At 61.6% G+C, this 19,118-nt stretch carries 19 protein-coding genes; 17 read left to right on the top strand and 2 right to left on the bottom strand.

The genetic code is table 11. The features are described 5' to 3' along the window. The first annotated feature begins 31 nt into the window (after window positions 1-31). Window positions 32-856, top strand: a complete 825-nt coding sequence (locus AC0L3E_RS29455; RefSeq protein WP_473606308.1) for a helix-turn-helix transcriptional regulator — start codon at window positions 32-34, stop codon at window positions 854-856. A 220-nt stretch (window positions 857-1,076) separates the two neighbouring features. Further along, window positions 1,077-3,878, top strand: a complete 2,802-nt coding sequence (gene gyrA / locus AC0L3E_RS29450; RefSeq protein ID WP_127396842.1) for a DNA gyrase subunit A — start codon at window positions 1,077-1,079, stop codon at window positions 3,876-3,878. A gap of 69 nt (window positions 3,879-3,947) precedes the next feature. Here the strand turns inward: gyrA and AC0L3E_RS29445 are convergent, their stop codons facing one another. Then, window positions 3,948-4,100, bottom strand: coding sequence for a hypothetical protein (locus AC0L3E_RS29445; RefSeq protein WP_081714296.1), 153 nt, complete (start codon window positions 4,098-4,100; stop codon window positions 3,948-3,950). 194 nt (window positions 4,101-4,294) lie between these two features. Here AC0L3E_RS29445 and coaD point away from each other — a divergent pair, with 194 nt between their 5' ends. From coaD to tgt, 6 genes are read left to right on the top strand one after another with little or no spacing between them, the layout of a single operon-like run. Further along, complete coding sequence (coaD, locus tag AC0L3E_RS29440) at window positions 4,295-4,795, top strand: pantetheine-phosphate adenylyltransferase (RefSeq protein WP_127272529.1); 501 nt, start codon at window positions 4,295-4,297, stop codon at window positions 4,793-4,795. A gap of 16 nt (window positions 4,796-4,811) precedes the next feature. Beyond that, complete coding sequence (locus AC0L3E_RS29435; protein ID WP_127269468.1) at window positions 4,812-5,399, top strand: peptidylprolyl isomerase; 588 nt, start codon at window positions 4,812-4,814, stop codon at window positions 5,397-5,399. A 39-nt stretch (window positions 5,400-5,438) separates the two neighbouring features. After that, complete coding sequence (locus AC0L3E_RS29430; protein ID WP_127269467.1) at window positions 5,439-5,951, top strand: peptidylprolyl isomerase; 513 nt, start codon at window positions 5,439-5,441, stop codon at window positions 5,949-5,951. A 12-nt stretch (window positions 5,952-5,963) separates the two neighbouring features. Beyond that, window positions 5,964-6,413 carry a DMT family transporter gene (locus AC0L3E_RS29425; RefSeq protein ID WP_127269466.1) on the top strand — a complete coding sequence of 150 codons (450 nt, stop codon included), beginning with the start codon at window positions 5,964-5,966 and terminating at the stop codon, window positions 6,411-6,413. Then, window positions 6,413-7,555, top strand: coding sequence for a tRNA preQ1(34) S-adenosylmethionine ribosyltransferase-isomerase QueA (queA, locus tag AC0L3E_RS29420; RefSeq protein WP_473606307.1), 1,143 nt, complete (start codon window positions 6,413-6,415; stop codon window positions 7,553-7,555). The genes AC0L3E_RS29425 and queA overlap by 1 nt, the downstream gene beginning before the upstream one ends. Continuing rightward, window positions 7,548-8,678, top strand: a complete 1,131-nt coding sequence (gene tgt, locus AC0L3E_RS29415; RefSeq protein WP_127380837.1) for a tRNA guanosine(34) transglycosylase Tgt — start codon at window positions 7,548-7,550, stop codon at window positions 8,676-8,678. The genes queA and tgt overlap by 8 nt, the downstream gene beginning before the upstream one ends. A gap of 4 nt (window positions 8,679-8,682) precedes the next feature. Here tgt and AC0L3E_RS29410 read toward each other — a convergent pair whose 3' ends face one another. Continuing rightward, the gene (locus AC0L3E_RS29410; protein ID WP_127269463.1) at window positions 8,683-9,102 is read right to left on the bottom strand and encodes a DUF4864 domain-containing protein; all 420 of its coding nucleotides are present in this window, start codon (window positions 9,100-9,102) and stop codon (window positions 8,683-8,685) included. A gap of 265 nt (window positions 9,103-9,367) precedes the next feature. Between AC0L3E_RS29410 and AC0L3E_RS29405 the strand changes: the two genes are divergently transcribed. From AC0L3E_RS29405 to AC0L3E_RS29365, 9 genes are all read left to right on the top strand, one after another. Then, complete coding sequence (locus AC0L3E_RS29405) at window positions 9,368-9,604, top strand: Lrp/AsnC family transcriptional regulator (RefSeq protein WP_010909609.1); 237 nt, start codon at window positions 9,368-9,370, stop codon at window positions 9,602-9,604. A 171-nt stretch (window positions 9,605-9,775) separates the two neighbouring features. After that, on the top strand, window positions 9,776-11,188 hold the full coding sequence (locus AC0L3E_RS29400) for a circularly permuted type 2 ATP-grasp protein (RefSeq protein ID WP_023812984.1): 1,413 nt from the start codon (window positions 9,776-9,778) through the stop codon (window positions 11,186-11,188). An 88-nt stretch (window positions 11,189-11,276) separates the two neighbouring features. After that, entirely contained in the window at window positions 11,277-12,218 is a 942-nt protein-coding gene (locus AC0L3E_RS29395; RefSeq protein WP_027036710.1) for an alpha-E domain-containing protein, read from the top strand. A gap of 85 nt (window positions 12,219-12,303) precedes the next feature. Further along, window positions 12,304-13,098, top strand: a complete 795-nt coding sequence (locus AC0L3E_RS29390) for a transglutaminase family protein (RefSeq protein WP_127273300.1) — start codon at window positions 12,304-12,306, stop codon at window positions 13,096-13,098. Between the two features lie 132 nt (window positions 13,099-13,230). Then, window positions 13,231-13,962, top strand: a complete 732-nt coding sequence (locus AC0L3E_RS29385) for a proteasome-type protease (RefSeq protein ID WP_013531816.1) — start codon at window positions 13,231-13,233, stop codon at window positions 13,960-13,962. Window positions 13,963-14,063: 101 nt separating this feature from the next. Beyond that, the gene (locus AC0L3E_RS29380) at window positions 14,064-15,476 is read left to right on the top strand and encodes a pyridoxal phosphate-dependent decarboxylase family protein (protein ID WP_473606305.1); all 1,413 of its coding nucleotides are present in this window, start codon (window positions 14,064-14,066) and stop codon (window positions 15,474-15,476) included. Window positions 15,477-15,603: 127 nt separating this feature from the next. Next, window positions 15,604-16,371 (top strand): DeoR/GlpR family DNA-binding transcription regulator, encoded by a 768-nt coding sequence (locus tag AC0L3E_RS29375; protein WP_127258922.1) that lies wholly within the window; start codon window positions 15,604-15,606, stop codon window positions 16,369-16,371. Window positions 16,372-16,496: 125 nt separating this feature from the next. Next, window positions 16,497-18,023 carry a glycerol-3-phosphate dehydrogenase gene (gene glpD, locus AC0L3E_RS29370; protein WP_473606304.1) on the top strand — a complete coding sequence of 509 codons (1,527 nt, stop codon included), beginning with the start codon at window positions 16,497-16,499 and terminating at the stop codon, window positions 18,021-18,023. Window positions 18,024-18,065: 42 nt separating this feature from the next. Continuing rightward, on the top strand, window positions 18,066-19,118 hold a 1,053-nt coding region (locus tag AC0L3E_RS29365), incomplete at its 3' end, for an ABC transporter ATP-binding protein (RefSeq protein ID WP_473606303.1).

Genomic DNA, 19,118 nt, shown 5'->3' with positions numbered 1-19,118 from the left:
TGAGCTTGGGAAAAATTGCTATATTTCGACTATGACGACGACCACGCATAGTCTCGCATTCGGAGCCGGTTGGCACGTGACGGATGTGATCTGCACGGCTAGTGCCGGCGACCGGCCGTTCGAGGAAGCGCATCAGGATTTCTGCGTCGCTGCGGTCACCAGCGGCACGTTTCGCTACCGCGCCCAGCAAGGCACGGCGATGCTGGCGCCCGGCGCGCTCCTGCTCGGCAATCCCGGCACATGTTACGAATGCGGGCACGAGCATGGCAGCGGCGACCGTTGCCTCTCGTTCCATTTCGAGCCGGCCTACATGGAACGGATCGCAGCTGGCGTTCCGGGCGCCAGGAAGCTGGCTTTCGAGGCGGCGCGCCTGCCGCCTTTGCCGGTACTGGCGCCGCTCCTGGCCGAAGCGGAGACCGCGCGCGAGATGGCCTACATCGACGCCTTCGAGGAACTTTCCCTGCGCTTGGCCGGTGCTGCCGTGGCTACAGCCTCTGGCGCTACGCATGTCGGGCGCGCGCCCAGCCGCCGCGATCAGAAACGGGTGGCCGAGGCAGTGCGGCGGATCGAACTGGACGCCGATAGGCCGGTCTCGCTTTCAGCACTTGCCGATGAGACGGCGACCAGTCCGTATCACTTCCTGCGCATCTTCCGGCAGGTGGCGGGCATGACGCCCTACCAATTCCTGCTCAGGACGCGATTGCACAGGGCGGCGGTGCGGCTACGCATGTCCAACGATGCGGTCTCGGCGATCGCCTTCGAGGCCGGCTTCAACGATCTGTCGACTTTCAATCGTCGTTTTCGGCGGATCATGGGGGAGACGCCGCGCGACTATCGCAACCGCCGTGGCGCATAGCCCTTTCCTGCTTCGTCAATCGGCCCCGTGCCCGCCAAGGCAGACACGCAGGCTTTTGCGTCAGGGCGGCGAAAACCGCCTTGGCCATATCGTCGCAATCAGCGGTATCCATTTGAAATTACCACCGAAAATGACACTGGAAAAGTGCCGTGAAGGTTGGAGTTTCGGGCTTGCTTCCTATATAAGCACCAAGTGATTCCTGATTAGATTGTGATCCGATTTGACCGACCAGAAGACACCGCGCGGCGCCGACGGCGGCCCCACCGGCATCGAGCCGATATCCATCGTCGAGGAGATGCAGCGCTCCTATCTCGATTACGCTATGAGCGTGATCGTCAGCCGTGCGCTGCCGGACGTGCGCGACGGCCTGAAGCCGGTGCATCGCCGCATTCTCTTCGCCGCCCATGAGAGCGGCTACCACTGGAACCGCAAATATGTGAAGTCGGCGCGTCCGGTCGCCGACGTGATGGGTAAATACCATCCGCATGGCGACGCCTCCATCTATGACGCCTTGGTGCGCATGGCACAGGACTGGTCGCTGCGCGTTCCGTTGATCGACGGGCAGGGCAATTTCGGCTCCATCGACGGCGATCCGCCTGCGGCGATGCGCTACACGGAAGCGCGGCTGACCAAGGTCGCGCACGAGCTTTTGGAGGATATCGACAAGGATACCGTCGATTTCCAGGACACTTACGACGCGTCGGGCAGCGAACCGAAGGTTCTGCCGGCACGGTTTCCCAACCTTTTGGTCAACGGCTCGGGCGGCATCGCCGTCGGCATGGCGACCAACATTCCACCGCATAATCTCAGCGAAATCTGCAACGGCGCCATCGCCCTCATCGACAATCCGGCGATCGACCTGCCGGCGTTGATGGAGATCATTCCGGGACCGGATTTCCCCACCGGCGGCATCGTGCTTGGCCGTTCGGGCATCTACAACGCCTATTCGACCGGCCGTGGCTCCATCGTCATGCGCGGCAAGGTCAACATCGAACAGCGCGGCAACGACCGCGAGTCGATCATCATCACCGAGGTTCCCTACCAGGTGAACAAGTCGTCGATGATCGAGAAGATGGCTGAACTGGTGCGCGACAAGCGCATCGAGGGCATTTCCGATATCCGCGACGAGAGCGACCGCCAAGGCTACCGCGTCGTCATCGAGTTGAAGCGCGACGCCGTTGCCGACGTCATCCTCAACCAGCTCTACCGCTTCACGCCGCTGCAGACCTCCTTCGGCGCCAATATGGTGGCACTGAACGGCGGCAAGCCGGAAGTGATGAACCTGACCGATATGCTGAAGGCGTTCGTGGCCTTCCGTGAGGAGGTGATCACAAGGCGGACGAAATTCCTGCTGCGCAAGGCGCGCGACCGCGCCCATGTGCTGGTCGGTCTCGCCATCGCAGTCGCCAACATCGACGAGATCATCAAGCTGATCCGCACCGCGCCGGATCCGCAGACGGCGCGTGAGCAGTTGATGGAGCGGCGCTGGCCCTCTGGCGACGTGGAATCGCTGATCCTCCTGATCGATGACCCGCGTCACCGGATCAACGAAGACGGCACCTACAATCTGTCAGAGGAACAGGCGCGCGCCATCCTCGAACTGCGCCTGCAGCGCCTGACCGCGCTCGGCCGCGACGAGATCGCCGACGAGTTGAACACGATCGGCGCCGAAATCATCGATTACCTGGACATTTTGTCGTCCCGCGCGCGCGTCCAGCAGATCGTCAAGGACGAGCTTGCTGCCGTGCGCGACGAGTTCGGCACGCCGCGCCGCACCGAACTCACCGACGGCGGTTCGGACATGGAAGACGAGGACCTGATCCAGCGCGAGGACATGGTCGTGACGGTGAGCCATTCCGGCTACATCAAGCGCGTGCCGCTGTCGCTCTACCGGGCGCAGCGTCGGGGCGGCAAGGGCCGCTCCGGCATGTCGACCAAGGAAGAGGATTTCGTCACCCGGCTGTTCGTGGCCAACACCCATACGCCGGTGCTGTTCTTCTCCTCGCGCGGCATCGTCTACAAGGAAAAGGTCTGGCGGCTGCCGATCGGCAATCCGCAGTCACGCGGCAAGGCGCTGATCAACATGCTGCCGCTGGAGCAGGGCGAGCGCATCACCACCATCATGCCGCTGCCGGAGGACGAGGCCAGCTGGGGCGAACTTTACGTGATGTTCGCCACCACGCGCGGCACCGTGCGCCGCAACGATCTATCCGACTTCGTCCAGGTCAACCGCAACGGCAAGATCGCCATGAAGCTGGAGGAAGAAGGCGACGAGATCCTCGGCGTCGAGACCTGCACCGACAAGGACGACGTGCTGCTGACCGCCAGTTCCGGCCAGTGCATACGCTTCTCCGTCGGCGACGTGCGCGTCTTCCAGAGCCGCAATTCGGTCGGTGTGCGCGGCATAACCATGGCCGAGACCGACCGCATCATCTCGATGTCGGTGATAGAGCATGTCGATGCTTCGCCAGCGGAACGCGCCGCTTACCTGAAGCGCGCGGCGGCGGAGCGGCGGCTTGCCACGGAAACGACCGGCGAAGAGGAAGAGATCGCGCTGACCAATGAGGAGATCGGCGAGGAGACGGAGCTTTCCGACAACCGATACGAAGAGCTCAAGGCGCACGAACAGTACGTACTGACGGTCACCGAGTTCGGCTACGGCAAGCGTTCGTCGTCCTATGATTTCCGGCTGACCGGACGCGGCGGCAAAGGCATCCGCGCCACCGATGTGTCGAAGGCAGCCGAGATTGGCAGGCTGGTGGCGACGTTCCCGGTCGGCAATGACGACCAGATCATGCTGGTGTCGGACGGCGGCACCGTCATCCGGGTTCCGGTCAACGGCATCCGCTTCGCCAGCCGCGCCACCAAGGGCGTGACCATCTTCAACACGGCTGAAGGCGAAAAGGTGGTTTCGGTCGAGCGGATCTCGGAACCGCAAGCGGACGAAGAAAGCGATGAGACGGTCGAGGGCGGTGCTGATGCCGCTCCGGCGCCTGACGCCGGTCCGGAGGGTGCGGACTAAGTCCGGCACCCGGGTTTTGACATAGCAACGCCGGCCAGGTGGCCGGCGCGGCAGCAAGTTCAGGCTTTATCAGTAGTGACGATATGGCTTGCGCGGGCCGAAGCCTTCGAAGCGCTTGGTGTTTGCCTTGACGCGGATGCGTTGCGCCTCCTGATGCAGCCCAAATACGGTGGCGATCAGCATGGCGACGGTCATTGCGGTGGCGAGCATGTAGATCAGCATGTGCGTGTTCTCCTGCGCCTAACAACGGATAGATGGGATTTTGGTTTCATCTTATTAAGGTGCAACCTAGTGAACGCTGCGTGAAGGCTTCGTGATCAGCGTGTTCATCTGTCGTTCATGTGCCGGAAAAGGTTCACGGCCGGCGCGCCGATCGGATTTGCCTTTGCGAGAGAGGCTCGCTAGAAGCACCTGCCATGACTGAACGCATTGCCCTCTATGCCGGCTCCTTCGACCCGCTGACCAACGGCCATCTCGATGTGCTGAAGGCCTCGCTGGCCGTGGCGGATATCGTTTATGCGGCGATCGGCATCCATCCGGGCAAGCAACCGCTGTTTTCCTTCGAGGAGCGGGTGAAGCTGATCGAGACGGCGACGAAGACGGAATTCGGCAGCGACGGTGCCCGCATCAAGGTCGTCGCCTTCGACGGGCTGGTCATCGACGCCGCCAGGAAGCAGGGCGCCTCGATCATGATCCGCGGCCTGCGCGACGGCACCGACCTCGACTATGAGATGCAGATGGCCGGCATGAACGAGACCATGGCGCCTCAACTGCAGACGGTTTTTCTGCCCGCCAGTCCTTCGGTACGCACCATTACCGCCACACTTGTTCGCCAGATTGCCTCGATGGGCGGCGACATTCGCCCCTTCGTGCCGGCGGCGGTTGCCGGTGCGCTCACAGCCAAGTTCAAGAAGTAAGTTTTCGGAGAAAACCATGCAGCTGAAAAAGCTAGCCTCGTTCCTTGTCGTGCTCGCCGGTCTTGTGGCTGTGTCGGTCTCGGCTTTCGCCGCCGACCCGGAAAACACAATGATCATCACGCTGAAGGACGGCGACGTCACCATTGCGCTGAGGCCCGATCTTGCGCCAAAGCATGTCGAGCAGATCAAGAAGCTGGTGCGCCAAGGCGCCTATGACAACGTCGCCTTCCACCGCGTCATCGACGGCTTCATGGCGCAGACCGGCGACGTCAAGTTCGGCAATATGAAAAAGGGTTTCAGCGCCGAGGCCGCCGGCACCGGCGGTTCCGACCTGCCCGACCTGCCGGCCGAATTCTCACAGACCGAACATTATAAGCGCGGCGTGGTCGGTATGGCCCGCTCGCAGGACCCAAATTCGGCCAATTCGCAGTTCTTCATCATGTTCGCTCCGGCACCGCCCCTCGATGGCCAGTACACGATCGTCGGCAATGTCGTCAGCGGCATGGAACTGGTGGACCAAATCAAGAAGGGCGACCAGGCGGACAACGGCACGGTCACCGATCCCGACCGGATGATTAAGGTGCGCATCGCCGCCGACAAGTAAATTGTCGAATAACTCTGTTTTCTCAAAAGGATATCTGACATGGCCGAAATCAAGGATCGCGAGAACGCGCTCATCATGGAAACGACCAAGGGCAAGGTCGTCATCGAACTTTTCCCCGACCTGGCGCCCGGCCATGTCGCCCGCATCAAGGAACTGGCCAGGGAAGGCGCCTATGACGGCGTGGTCTTCCACCGCGTCATCGAGGGTTTCATGGCGCAGACCGGCGACGTCAAGTTCGGCAATTCGAGCAAGCCTTCCTTCGCGCCGTCCCGCGCGGGCATGGGCGGCTCTGAAAAGCCGGATTTGAAGGCTGAATTCTCCAACGCCAACCATGCTCGCGGCACCTGCTCGATGGCCCGCTCGCAGAACCCGAACTCGGCCAATTCGCAGTTCTTCATCTGCTTCGACGATGCCGCCTTCCTCAATCGCCAGTACACGGTCTGGGGCCAGGTCATCGAAGGCATGGACAATGTCGACAAGATCAAGCGCGGCGAGCCGGTGCAGGATCCCGACAAGATCGTGTCGCTGAAGGTCGCGGCCGACGTCAAGTAAGGGCAAACGACAATGATGGGCGTCGTCTGGTCGCTTCTCGGCATCCTGTCCGGCGCCTTCATTGCCATTCAGGCGCCGATCAATTCGCAGTTGGCGCGCGGCCTGGGCCTCCCGGTCGCGGCGGCTGCGTTTTCGTTCCTGTCGGGCGCGATCGTGCTCGGCATCATCTCCGTCACAGTGGTGAAGCTGCAAGGCATCTCGCTCGACTGGAAGGCGCCGGCGCCCTGGCTGTTCGTGGCCGGCGGCATGCTGGGCGGTTTCTATGTCACGCTGTCGACTATCCTGACGCCACGCATCGGTGCGGCCGCGCTGATGGCGTTTCTGGTCACCGGCCAGTTGCTGGCCGGCATGCTCATCGACCGCGTCGGCTTCCTCGGCGTCGCGGTGCGTGAAATCTCGCTCGGCCGCGTTGCCGGCGCGGTGCTGCTGCTGGCCGGAGCGCTGCTCGTCCGGCTCTACTGATGCGCGTCGATCTCTTTGACTTCGACTTGCCGGAGGAGCGCATCGCGCTCCGCCCGGCGCAGCCGCGTGACAGCGCCAAGATGCTTCTGGTCAAATCAGGCGAAGGGCTCAAGGACCGGACGGTCGGCGATCTGCCGTCCTTGCTCAGGGCCGGCGACGTGCTGGTGTTCAACGACACCAAGGTCATTCCAGCGCAGCTCAAAGGCATAAGGCGGCGGGGCGAAGCGACGGCGCAGGTCGAAGCCACGCTGCATATGCGCATGGCGCCGGACCGCTGGCTGGCCTTCATGCGGCCGGGCAAGCGCATTGCCGCCGGCGACCGCATCCATTTCGGCCATGACGGCAATTCCTGTTTGCTCGGTCAGCTCGACGCCACGGTGATCGAGAAAGGCGAGGGCGGCGAAGCACTGCTCGGCTTCGACCTCTCGGGGCCCTTCCTCGACGAGGCACTGCACGCGGTCGGCCACATTCCGCTGCCGCCCTACATCGCCTCGAAACGCGACGACGACGAACGCGACCGGGCCGACTACCAGACCATCTATGCAAGCGAGGAAGGCGCCGTCGCGGCTCCGACAGCGGGCCTGCATTTCACGCCGGAGCTTTTTGCAGCGCTTGACAGCAAGGGCATCGAACGCCGCTTCGTCACCTTGCATGTCGGCGCCGGTACGTTCCTGCCGGTGAAGGCCGACGACACCGCCGACCACAAGATGCATGCCGAGACCGGTTCGGTCAGCGAAGCTACTGCGGACGCCCTGAATGCTGCAAGAGCAAGAGGCGGGCGCGTCGTTGCCGTCGGCACGACCTCGCTGCGACTGCTGGAGAGTGCGGCGCGTGAGGACGGTACTCTGGCTGCGTGGTCCGGTCCGACCGATATCTTCATCACGCCCGGCTACCGTTTTCGCACCGCCGACGTGCTGATGACCAATTTCCATCTGCCGCGCTCGACGCTGTTCATGCTTGTCTCGGCCTTCAGCGGCCTCGACACGATGCGTGCGGCCTATGCCCATGCGATCGAGAACCGTTACAGATTCTATTCCTATGGCGACGCAAGCCTGCTTTTCCGAGCGGAGACAAGCGACCGCCAGTCGCTCGACAATCAGGCGCCGGACGCCCCGGTCCACGACAAGGAATTCAATGGCTAAGCCGTTCAGCTTCAAGGTTCTGGCAACCGACGGCAAGGCGCGACGCGGCGTGATCGACATGCCGCGCGGCGAAATCCGCACGCCGGCCTTCATGCCGGTCGGTACCGGCGGCACGGTCAAGGCCATGTATATGGACCAGGTGCGCGGTGTCGGCGCCGACATCATCCTGGGCAACACCTATCATCTGATGCTGCGGCCCGGCGCCGAGCGTGTGGCGCGGCTCGGCGGTTTGCATGAATTCGCTCGCTGGCCGCATCCGATCCTAACCGACAGCGGCGGTTTCCAGGTGATGTCGCTGTCGAAGCTGAGAAAGCTGACCGAAAAGGGCGTCACCTTCCGCTCGCATATTGATGGCGCCGCCTACGAAATGTCGCCGGAACGTTCGATAGAGATCCAGGGATTGCTCGATTCCGATATCCAGATGCAGCTTGACGAATGCACGGCGCTGCCGGCCGAGATGAAGGAGATCGAGCGCGCCATGGAGATGTCGCTGCGTTGGGCCGAGCGCTGCAAGACGGCGTTCGGCGATCAGCCGGGCAAGGCGATGTTCGGCATCGTGCAAGGCGGCGACAACGCGGCGCTGCGGGAGCGCTCGGCGCAGGCGCTGAGCGCGATGGAGCTGAAGGGCTATGCGGTCGGCGGCCTGGCCGTCGGCGAACCGCAAGCGGTGATGCTCGAGATGCTCGACATCACCTGCCCGGAACTGCCAGCGGACAAGCCGCGCTATCTGATGGGTGTCGGCACGCCCGACGATATCCTGAAATCGGTGGCGCGCGGCATCGACATGTTCGACTGCGTGATGCCGACACGGGCCGGCCGCCACGGCCTTGCCTATACAAGGCGCGGCAAGGTCAATCTGCGCAACGCCCGCCATGCCGACGATCCACGGCCGCTCGACGAGGAAAGCGACTGCCCGGCCGCCCGGGACTACTCACGCGCCTATCTGCATCATCTGGTGCGCTCTCAAGAAGCGCTCGGCGCAATGCTTTTGACGTGGAACAACCTGTCCTACTACCAGAAACTGATGCAGGACATCCGCGCTGCGATCGAGGCCGGCACCTTCGAGGCGCGCGGCGCGGAAATCACCGAGGGCTGGGCGAGGGGCGATATCCCGTTGCTGTGAGGCCTCAAGTGCTGAGCGAATTCGAAGCGCGCAGGCTGCAGCCGGTGATCTGGAACGTACCGTCGGGCTGTTGCTGCAACGTGTAGACCGCCTCGTAATCCTTGCCGTCGGGGCCGACGATCAGCACCTGCTGGACGATCGAACCCGGAGCGGTCTCCTCGACCTTGCCGAAGGAATAGGTCCGCGGCTTGCGCACCGGCGGATAGCCGTTGGTCACCATGTTCATGAAGGCATCGACGGTCGGGAAGATCCGCTTCACATTCGGGGCGGCGAAGCTGTAGGCGGTGGCGCCGTCATTGGCGATGAGGGCCTTTAGCTGACTGTCGATGACGGACTGGCCCGCCTTGATCTCGGCATCGCCGGCCAATACCGACGACGCGAAGAGGAATGGAACGACTGCGATTGCGAAAAAGGCGCGGCGCATGGCCTGTCTCCGTTATCCCGCGAAATATCTTCCCTCGAAATGCTGCTGTCCGAAGACACATCATAACATACGCTTGGCAGCGCATCGCGGTTTCAGCGATTGCGAATATTCACTGGCGATCGGTGACAAGTTCCACGCCAGTGGCGGAGTTGCAGCAGGCGGTAGCCTAGGCCCGAGCCGGCTGAGCATTCATTCCAGCGCTTGAAAGCCCGCCTCCAGTCTGCCAGAAGGGCCGCTGGACTTGGACGTTTAGCGGGACGAAGCCATGAAGGCGTTTTTCGTGCAGATCAAATGCGAGCTCGGCAAATCCTATGAGGTTGCCAGCGCGCTTGCCGATGCCGAGATCGCCTCGGAAATCTACTCCACCGCCGGCAATTACGATCTGCTCGCCAAATTCTACGTCGACGACGAGGAAGACGTCGGCCATTTCGTCAATGAGAAGGTGCAGATTCTCCCCGGCATCAAGGACACGTTCACCGTCGTCACGTTTCGCGCTTTCTAGCCTGGAAACGCATTTGCCCGGGCACGAGGCAAAGGCTGATCAAGGTCATATTTCACCTGCCTCAATTTTAGGCAGGCGCAACATACTGATCGCCCGTATCTCCCAAATCACCGATTGCGCTTGATTTTCTCCGGCGACGTCAGTGAAATGGCGTCACAGGGGAGTATGCGATTGGCAGCGTTCGATGAAATGCTTCCGGAAGTCTCCGGATTGAGAAGACCGTATTCGGCTTATGATCGCTGGCTGAAGGAGCAGGATCCGGCCAGGCTGACCGAGAAGATGCAGGACGCCGAACGCGTCTTCCGCAAGACCGGCATCACCTTCGCCGTCTATGGCGAGCAGGAAGCTTCCGAGCGGCTGATCCCGTTCGATATCGTTCCACGCATCATTTCAGGCAATGAATGGCGGCGCCTCACGCAGGGCATCGAGCAGCGCGTGCAGGCGCTAAACGCCTTCCTCGACGACATCTACCACCGCCAGGAAATCCTGCGCGCAGGGCGCGTCCCCAGGGAATTGATCGCCAGGAACGAGGCCTTCCTGCCGGAGATGATCGGGGTCAGGCCGCCGGCCGGCGTCTACACCCACATCATCGGCGTCGACATCGTCCGCATCTCGGAGGACGAATTCTACGTGCTGGAGGATAATGCGCGCACACCGTCGGGCGTCTCCTACATGCTGGAGAACCGCGAGACGATGATGCAGCTGTTCCCCGAGCTGTTCCAGAAGATCAAGGTACGGCCGGTGGAAAACTACCCGCAGCTTCTGCGCCAGTCGCTGGCGGCGGTGCGGCCGCAAAGCACCAAGGGCGCGCCGACCATTGCGGTGCTGACGCCCGGCAGCTTCAACTCCGCCTATTTCGAACACGCCTTCCTCGCCGACCAGATGGGCGTGCAGCTGGTCGAAGGCCAGGATCTGCGCGTCGTCGACGGCCATGTCGCGATGCGCACGACCGAAGGCTACAAGCAGATCGATGTGCTCTACCGACGCGTGGACGATTCCTTCCTCGATCCGCTGACCTTCCGACCGGATTCGGCGCTTGGCATACCCGGTATCATGGATGTCTATCGGGCCGGCAACATCACCATCGCCAATGCGCCGGGCACCGGCATCGCCGACGACAAGGCGATCTATTCCTACATGCCCGAGATCATCGAATTCTACACCGGCCGCAAGGCGATCCTGGGCAACATCCCAACCTGGCGCTGCTCGGAGCCCGACAGCCTGAAATACGTGCTCGAGCACATCGACGAGCTGGTGATCAAGGAAGTCCATGGTTCCGGCGGCTACGGCATGCTGGTCGGGCCGGCTGCGACCAAGAAGGAATGCGAGACCTTTGCCAAGAAACTCCAGGCAAAACCTTCGAATTACATCGCCCAGCCGACGCTGGCGCTGTCGACATGCCCGATCCTGACGGAAAAGGGGCTGGCGCCGCGCCATGTCGATCTCAGGCCTTATGTGCTGGTCTCCGACCGCATCCAGATCGTGCCGGGCGGCCTCACGCGTGTCGCGCTGAAGGAAGGCTCGCTGGTCGTGAATTCCTCGCAAGGCGGCGGGACGAAAGATACTTGGGTGCTGGATGATTGAGACGAGCAGGGGGACGCAGCAATCATGAGACGCATTCCCTATTCGCTACTCGCTACTCGCTACTCGCTCAAAATCGGGGCACGTTGATATGCTTCTCGGCCGCACCGCCAACGGGCTTTACTGGATGAATCGCTATATCGAGCGGGCGGAGAACATGGCGCGCTTGGTCGATGCCGGTTTGCGCATGGCGCTGACTCGTACCCAGAGTGCCTCGGAAGAGTGGAATTCGGTGCTGCTCAGCGCCGGTTCCGACGTCACCTTCAGCCAGAAATACTCTGACTATACCGCGGCCAACGTCGCCGACTTCCTGTTGCGCGACACGTCGAACCCGTCGAGCACGATGGCGTCGATCGAGACGGCCCGCAACAATGCCCGCATGGTGCGTACCGCGCTGACGCGCGAAACCTGGGAAAGCATCAACGAAGCCTGGATGTCGCTGAAGCGGATGCTGGCCAAGCCGATCGACGAGCGCGACCTGCCCAGCGTACTCGACGCCATCAAGCGCGAGACGGCGCTGATCCGCGGCTCGTTCTACGGCACCATGCTGCGCAACGAAATCTTCGACTTCTCGCAGCTCGGCACCTATGTCGAGCGCGCGGACAACACGGCGCGCATCCTCGACGTGAAATATTATGTGCTGCTGCCGTCGATCTCCTGGGTCGGCTCGACGCTCGACAATTATCAGTGGGAATCGATCCTGCGTTCGGTCTCGGCGCATCGCTCCTACCGTTGGGTCTACGACGCCGATTACAAGCCGACCAACATTGCCGACTATCTGATCCTCAATGTCCGCATGCCGCGTTCGCTGATGTTCTGCTATCGCTTTCTGTCGGAGCACCTGAAATTCCTCGGCGACGATTACGGCGAACGCCATGCCTGCCACGCAACGGCCGAGAAGACGCAGACAATGCTGAGAGCCGGGTCGATCAAGGGCATATTCGACGCCGGGCTGCATGAGTTCCTGGCGAATTTCATTCGCGACAACACCAAGCTGGGCGAAGAGATCGCACAAGATTACCGGTTCAATTGAGCATGGTCCCGAAAGGTGGGAGCCGGTTTTCTCAGACAAATGAAACCGTTTGTCCGGAGATCGTGCTCACAAACGGAATAGAAGCATGCGGCTGAAGATCACCCATCGGACCGAATACCGCTACGACGCGCCGGTGCACTATCTGTTGCAGCGGCTGCGGCTGCTTCCGGTCAGCGGGTCGACGCAGACCGTTCTGTCCTGGGCCTTGACCATCGAAGGCGCGCGCGAAGAAGTTCGCTTTGTCGACCATTTCGGCAATGACACAAGGCTGCTAAGCGTCGAGGGCGAGCGCGACTTCATCACGGTGGAAGCATCAGGCGAAGTGGTGACACGCGACACCGCGGGTGTCTCGGGGCCGCACCAGGGCTTTACGCCGCTCTGGCTGTACAGCCATGAGACGCCATTGACGGTGATCGGCAGCGGTATCCGCGAACTCGCCGCATCGGTCGGCAAGGGCAGCGACATCGAAAGGCTGCACCGGCTGATGGCTGTCATCGGCGAGCGCGTTGTCTACACGCCCGGCACCACCAGTGCGACGACGCCGGCGGAGGAAGCCTTGGCGCTGAAAACCGGGGTCTGCCAGGATCATACCCATATCTTTGCCGCCGCGGCGCGTGCCATGGGCTTTCCGGCCCGCTATGTCAGCGGCTATCTGATGCTGGAAGCCACGGTCGAGCAGGCGGCCAGCCATGCCTGGGCCGAGGCGCATGTTTCGGGTCTCGGCTGGGTTGCCTTCGATGCCGCCAATGGCATTTCACCCGACGAGCGTTATGTAAAGGTGGCAACGGGCCGCGATTACCGCGACGCCACGCCGGTGTCGGGAATTCGGCTTGGACAGGCGGAAGAACAGCTTGCGGTCACCGTCACGGTGGAGCAGTAATCCTCGCAAGATTGCTGCCGAGCGATTCATCGTTTCAAGGAAACGCTGGACCGCTCTATCCCCTTGTTTTAACGCAATTCCGGACGGAAAACCGCTTCACACTTTTCCTGGAATTGCTCTAGAAGAGATTCCATGACTTATTGCGTTGGCCTGAAGATCGACCGCGGGCTCGTGTTCATGTCGGACACGCGCACCAATGCAGGCATGGATTCCATCTCCACTTTTCGCAAGATGCATGTCTGGGAAGAGCCGGGCGAGCGCGTCATCGTTTTGATGTCGGCGGGCAATCTGGCGACGACGCAGGCCGTGGTCAGCCTGCTTGACGAGCGCACCAAGGCGATCTCCGAAAGACATTCCACGCTGCTCGAAACGCCGTCGATGTACCAAACGGTCCGTATTGTCGGGGACACGGTCAAGGAGGTCATCGCCAATTCGTCGCCCGCCGGCGAGAAGGCGGATTCCTATTTCAATGCCTCCTTTATCCTCGGCGGTCAGATCAAGGGCAGCGAGCCGCGCCTGTTCATGATCTATCCCGAAGGCAATTTCATCGAATCGACCGATGACACGCCGTTTTTCCAGATCGGCGAGACCAAATACGGCAAGCCGATCATCATCCGCGCCTACGAAAAGACGATGAGCCTCGCCGAGACGGTGAAGCTGCTTTTGGTGTCGTTCGATTCGACGTTGAAGTCGAACCTGTCCGTCGGCTTGCCGCTCGACCTGCTGTTCCTGGAGAAGGACGCCTTCAAGGTCGGATTGAAGAAGCGGATCGGCCAGGACGACCAGTATTACCGCACGATCTCCGACGGCTGGTCGAATGCGCTGAAGACGGCCTTTGCCAGCCTGCCGGATTTCCCGGGCTGAGGCGTGCGGCATCCGTTGTCGGTTGCATCTATTTCACGCGTTAATTAATAAAGAGACCAGCCGCGATGGATGGTGGCGGTCGATCATGTCGGGAGGACAGGATGAACAACGATGATTTCCGGCAATGGTCGCGCCGCGCCGCCGACTGGGGCGCCGACTACCGCAATACGCTACGCGAGCGGCCGGTGCGGCCGCTGGTCGAACCGGGCGACATTTTTCGAAGCATTGAGGCTTCGCCGCCCGAAGACGCCGAGCCGATGGACCGGATCTTCGCCGACTTCGAAGAGAAGATCCTGCCGGGAATGACGCATTGGCAGCATCCACGCTTCTTTGCCTATTTCCCGGCCAATGCGGCGCCGGTCTCGGTGGTGGCGGAATATCTGGTTTCGGCGATGGCCGCGCAATGCATGCTGTGGCAGACGTCACCGGCAGCGACCGAACTCGAAACGCGCACCGTCGACTGGATGCGCCAGGCGCTCGGCCTGCCGGAAGGTTTCTCGGGCGTGATCCAGGATTCAGCCTCATCGGCGACACTGGCCGCGGTGCTGACCATGCGCGAACGGGCGCTCGACTGGCAAGGCAACAGACAAGGCCTGGCAGGGCAGGCGCGGCTGCGCATCTACTCCTCCGACCAGGTGCATACTTCGATTGACCGGGCGATCTGGGTGTCCGGCATCGGCGAGGACAATCTCGTGCGCATTCCCGTCGCCGGCCGCTTTCGCGCCATGGATACGGCGGCACTCGAGGCGGCAATCATCGCCGACAGGGAAGCCGGCATGCTGCCGGCCGGCATCATCGCTTGCGTCGGCGGCACCAGCACCGGCGGCACCGACGATATTGCAGCGGTTGTCGAGGTCGCACGGCGGCATGGGCTTTATCTTCACGTCGACGCCGCATGGGCGGGATCGGCGATGATCTGTCCGGAGTATCGGCATTTCTGGACAGGCGTCGAAGGCGCCGATTCAATCGTTTTCAATCCGCACAAATGGCTGGGCGCCCAGTTCGACTGCTCTATCCAGTTCCTGCGCGATCCCGAAAGCCATGTGAGGACGCTGGCCATCAAGCCGGATTATCTGAAGACGCACGGTCACGACGGCATCATCAACTATTCCGAATGGTCGGTGCCGCTCGGCAGGCGCTTCCGCGCGCTGAAATTGTGGTTCTTGCTGCGTGCCCATGGCCTGGAAAGCCTGCGCACAATGATCCGCAATCATGTCGCGTGGAGCGAAGGGCTTGCCGCGCGGCTGGCAAGGGAGCCGAATTTCGAGATCGTCAGCGAGTCGATGCTGTCGCTCTTCTCGTTCCGGCACAAGGCTGCAGCTGGCACTGATGCGGACGAGCACAATCTGCGCCTGGTCAATGCGATCAACGACGATGGCCGCATCTACCTGACGCAGACGAAGGTCGATGGCAGGATCGCAATCCGCTTCCAGGTCGGCCAGTTCGAGGCGACCGCCGCCGATGTTGATACGGCCTTCACCGTCATCACGGAAATCGCGCGCGCAATGGATTGATCGGGCACAATCTGGTTTGCGTTCGTATTCACCTTGGCAATCACATGCATTTCATTAGCCGGCTCATGCCTTTTCATCGGTTTCGTTTTCGACTATAGACAAGAAAAACGAAAACGGGAGGTTGCCTATGTATCTGTCGCCGCGCCATGCCGAGATTATCCAGATGGCCAAGGATCATGGCCGCGTGCTGGTCGATGATCTGGCCACCCACTTCAATGTGACGCCGCAGACCATACGCAAGGACCTCAACGATTTGTGCGACCAGCGGCTGCTCTCGCGCATCCATGGCGGCGCGCTGTATCCCTCTGGCATCGAGAACATGGAATATGAGGCGAGACGCAAGATCGCCGCCGACGAGAAGGAGGCGATCGGCCGTGCGGCCGCCAGGCTGATCCCCGACAATGCCTCGCTGTTCATCAACATCGGCACCACGACCGAGTCGGTCAGCAAGGCGTTGCTCGATCACAACGGGCTCATGGTCATCACCAATAACATCAATGTTGCCAATAGGATGCGGATATATCCCTCGATCGAGGTGGTGATCGCCGGCGGGGTTGTGCGCGGTTCCGATGGCGGTGTGGTCGGCGAAGCGGCGGTCGACTTCATCAGGCAGTTCAAGGTCGACTATGCGGTGATCGGTGCATCCGCCATCGACCATGACGGCGCTCTGCTCGATTTCGATTTTCGCGAGGTCAAGGTGGCGCAGGCGATCATCGCCAATGCAAGGCATGTCATCCTGGTTTCCGACCAGACCAAATTCGAGCGAACCGCACCGGTGCGCATCGGCCATCTGTCGCAGGTCAACACCTTCATCACCGATCGTTGCGACATCCCGTCAGTGCGCAAGATCTGCCAGGAGGCCGAGGTTCAGTTGATCGAGACGTCGCTCGCCTAGGCGGTTTCTGCCCGATATCACGCGCTCGTGATATTTCGTTTGACATTCGTTATCATTTCGAAATAATTCCGACACGGTTTCGTAAAAGCCCAAAAATGGTGCAATGCGAAATCGTTGGAGGAATTGTGGACGCATCTCCGATCCGTGACATTTTCGTCATAGGTGGCGGCATCAATGGCTGCGGCATTGCCCGTGACGCCGTCGGTCGTGGCTTTTCCGTGTTTCTCGCCGAGATGAACGACCTAGCCAGCGGAACCTCCTCGGGTTCGACCAAATTGATCCATGGCGGCCTGCGCTACCTCGAATTCTACGAATTCCGCCTGGTGCGAGAGGCGCTGATGGAGCGCGAGGTTTTGTGGAAGAACGCGCCGCACATCATCTGGCCGATGCGGTTCGTGCTGCCCTATGCCAAGGGCCTGCGTCCGGCCTGGCTGATCAGGCTCGGTCTCTTCCTCTACGATCACATTGGCGGGCGCAAATTGCTGCCCGCGACCCGGACGCTGGACATGGCCAGGGATCCGGCCGGCAAGCCTTTGAAGCCGCTGTTCAAGAAGGCCTTCGAATATTCGGATGGCTGGGTCAATGATGCACGACTGGTGGCGCTGAACGCGCGTGATGCCGCCGACCGCGGCGCCACGGTCCGCACCCGCACGAAGGTGACCGGCGCGCGCCGCGAAAACGGCCTGTGGGCAATCCAGATCGAGGATCTGCAGAGCGGCGAGACCGAGGAGATCAAGGCGCGACTGCTGGTCAATGCCGCCGGCCCCTGGGTCGATCATGTGCTGTCTGGCGTCGTGGGGCTCAACGATGTGCACAATGTCCGCCTCGTGCAGGGCAGCCACATTGTCATCGCCAGGAAGTTCGACGATCCACGCGCCTATTTCTTCCAGAACAAGGATGGTCGCATCATCTTCGCCATTCCCTATGAGGAAGAGTTCACACTGATCGGCACCACCGACCAGGATTATCCCGGCGATCCGCATGACGTGAAGATCAGCGACTCCGAGATTGATTACCTCTGCGCCGCGGCAAGCGAATATTTCGCCCAACCCGTCAAGCGCTCGGACATCGTCTGGACCTATTCGGCCGTCCGTCCGCTCTATGATGACGGAGCCTCCAAGGCGCAGGAAGCGACGCGCGACTATGTGCTCAAGGCCGATGGCGGCGACGGCGCTGCCCCAATTGTCAATGCTTTTGGCGGCAAGATCACCACCTATCGCCGGCTGTCGGAATCGATGCTGGAAAAGATCGAGGGTTTTCTCGGCAAACGCGGCAAGCCGTGGACGGCAAACGCGCCGCTGCCGGGCGGCGATTTCCCGGCCACCGGTTTCGATGCCGAAGTGGCGAAATTGAAAACCGCTTATCCATTCCTCGACGCGCGCCTGGCTCGCCGGTTGACCCGGCTCTATGGAACCCGCGCGAGGATGCTGCTGGGGCTGGCCAAATCGAACGTCGATCTCGGCCGCAACTTCGGCGCCGATCTCTACGAGGCCGAGGTGCGCTATCTCGTTCAAAACGAATGGGCCGTCACATCGGAAGATGTATTGTGGCGCCGGACCAAGCGCGGTCTGCATCTCAGTCGCGAGCAGGTGGCGGCGCTCGATGAATTCATGCGCGGCATAAGCCGGCGCCATGTCGCGGCTGCCGAATGAAGAGGGGTTTGAGCTGATGCGGAAGGCCTGGGAGGAGGCGTCATGCTGGAACTGAGAAACGTCACCAAGGCGGTCGGCGCGGTCGAGCATATAAGCGACGTGTCGCTGACGCTCCAGCACGGCTCGCTCAACGTCCTGCTCGGACCGACGCTTTCCGGCAAGACAAGCCTGATGCGGCTGATGGCCGGCCTGGACGTGCCGACCTCCGGTTCGATCTGGTTCGACGGCCAGAATGTCACCGGTGTGCCGGTGCAGAAGCGCAAGATCGCCATGGTCTACCAACAGTTCATCAACTATCCGGCGATGACCGTTTATGAGAACATTGCTTCGCCGCTGCGGGTGGCCGGCATCGAGCAGGCCAGGATCGACAGCCAGGTGCGTGAAGCCGCCGCTCTTCTCAAGCTGACACCCTATCTCGATCGCACGCCGCTCAGCCTGTCGGGCGGCCAGCAGCAGCGCACCGCGTTGGCGCGCGCCATCGTCAAGAACGCAAGCCTGGTCCTGCTCGATGAGCCGCTCGCCAATCTCGACTACAAATTGCGCGAGGAACTGCGCGCCGAATTGCCCAGGATATTCGCCGCCGCCGGCACCATCTTCGTCTACGCCACGACCGAGCCGCACGAGGCGCTGCTGCTCGGCGGCAACACGGCGACGCTTTCGCAAGGCAAGATCACCCAGTTCGGACCGACCATCGAGGTGTTCCGCAAGCCGGTAGATCTGGTGACAGCCAGGACATTTTCCGATCCACCGCTCAATACTATAGTGCTTGCCAAGAAGGGCCGGGATTTCCTGCTCGAGGGCGGCGTGAACCTGCCGGTGCCGGCCGAGCTCTCCGGCATTGCCGATGCCATGTACACGATCGGTTTTCAGCCGCACCACCTGTCGCTCGAGCGGCCCAATGCGGCGGCCGTACCGGTGCGCGCCAAGGTGACGATCACCGAGATCACCGGATCGGAGAGCTTCATCCATCTCGATTTCGCCGATGCGCGCTGGGTCATGCTGACCCATGGTATCAGGCATTTCGAGCCGGACGAGGTGGTCGAGGTGTTCATCGATCCGCGCCACATCATGGTTTTCGACGAGCACGGCAGCGCC

The sequence above is a fragment of the Mesorhizobium sp. WSM4822 genome (assembly GCF_055811155.1).
This window is presented reverse-complemented; position numbering and strand designations above follow the sequence as displayed.

Excerpts from the sequence above, each read along its gene's own strand:
- AC0L3E_RS29390 (WP_127273300.1), top strand. The coding sequence starts at position 12,304 with ATGCGGCTGAAGATCACCCATCGGACCGAATACCGCTACGACGCGCCG.
- AC0L3E_RS29425 (WP_127269466.1), top strand. The coding sequence starts at position 5,964 with ATGATGGGCGTCGTCTGGTCGCTTCTCGGCATCCTGTCCGGCGCCTTC.
- AC0L3E_RS29430 (WP_127269467.1), top strand. The coding sequence starts at position 5,439 with ATGGCCGAAATCAAGGATCGCGAGAACGCGCTCATCATGGAAACGACC.
- tgt (WP_127380837.1), top strand. The coding sequence starts at position 7,548 with ATGGCTAAGCCGTTCAGCTTCAAGGTTCTGGCAACCGACGGCAAGGCG.
- coaD (WP_127272529.1), top strand. The coding sequence starts at position 4,295 with ATGACTGAACGCATTGCCCTCTATGCCGGCTCCTTCGACCCGCTGACC.
- AC0L3E_RS29405 (WP_010909609.1), top strand. The coding sequence starts at position 9,368 with ATGAAGGCGTTTTTCGTGCAGATCAAATGCGAGCTCGGCAAATCCTAT.
- AC0L3E_RS29380 (WP_473606305.1), top strand. The coding sequence starts at position 14,064 with ATGAACAACGATGATTTCCGGCAATGGTCGCGCCGCGCCGCCGACTGG.
- AC0L3E_RS29375 (WP_127258922.1), top strand. The coding sequence starts at position 15,604 with ATGTATCTGTCGCCGCGCCATGCCGAGATTATCCAGATGGCCAAGGAT.
- AC0L3E_RS29435 (WP_127269468.1), top strand. The coding sequence starts at position 4,812 with ATGCAGCTGAAAAAGCTAGCCTCGTTCCTTGTCGTGCTCGCCGGTCTT.
- AC0L3E_RS29395 (WP_027036710.1), top strand. The coding sequence starts at position 11,277 with ATGCTTCTCGGCCGCACCGCCAACGGGCTTTACTGGATGAATCGCTAT.
- AC0L3E_RS29455 (WP_473606308.1), top strand. The coding sequence starts at position 32 with ATGACGACGACCACGCATAGTCTCGCATTCGGAGCCGGTTGGCACGTG.
- AC0L3E_RS29385 (WP_013531816.1), top strand. The coding sequence starts at position 13,231 with ATGACTTATTGCGTTGGCCTGAAGATCGACCGCGGGCTCGTGTTCATG.
- AC0L3E_RS29445 (WP_081714296.1), bottom strand. The coding sequence starts at position 4,100 with ATGCTGATCTACATGCTCGCCACCGCAATGACCGTCGCCATGCTGATC.
- AC0L3E_RS29410 (WP_127269463.1), bottom strand. The coding sequence starts at position 9,102 with ATGCGCCGCGCCTTTTTCGCAATCGCAGTCGTTCCATTCCTCTTCGCG.
- queA (WP_473606307.1), top strand. The coding sequence starts at position 6,413 with ATGCGCGTCGATCTCTTTGACTTCGACTTGCCGGAGGAGCGCATCGCG.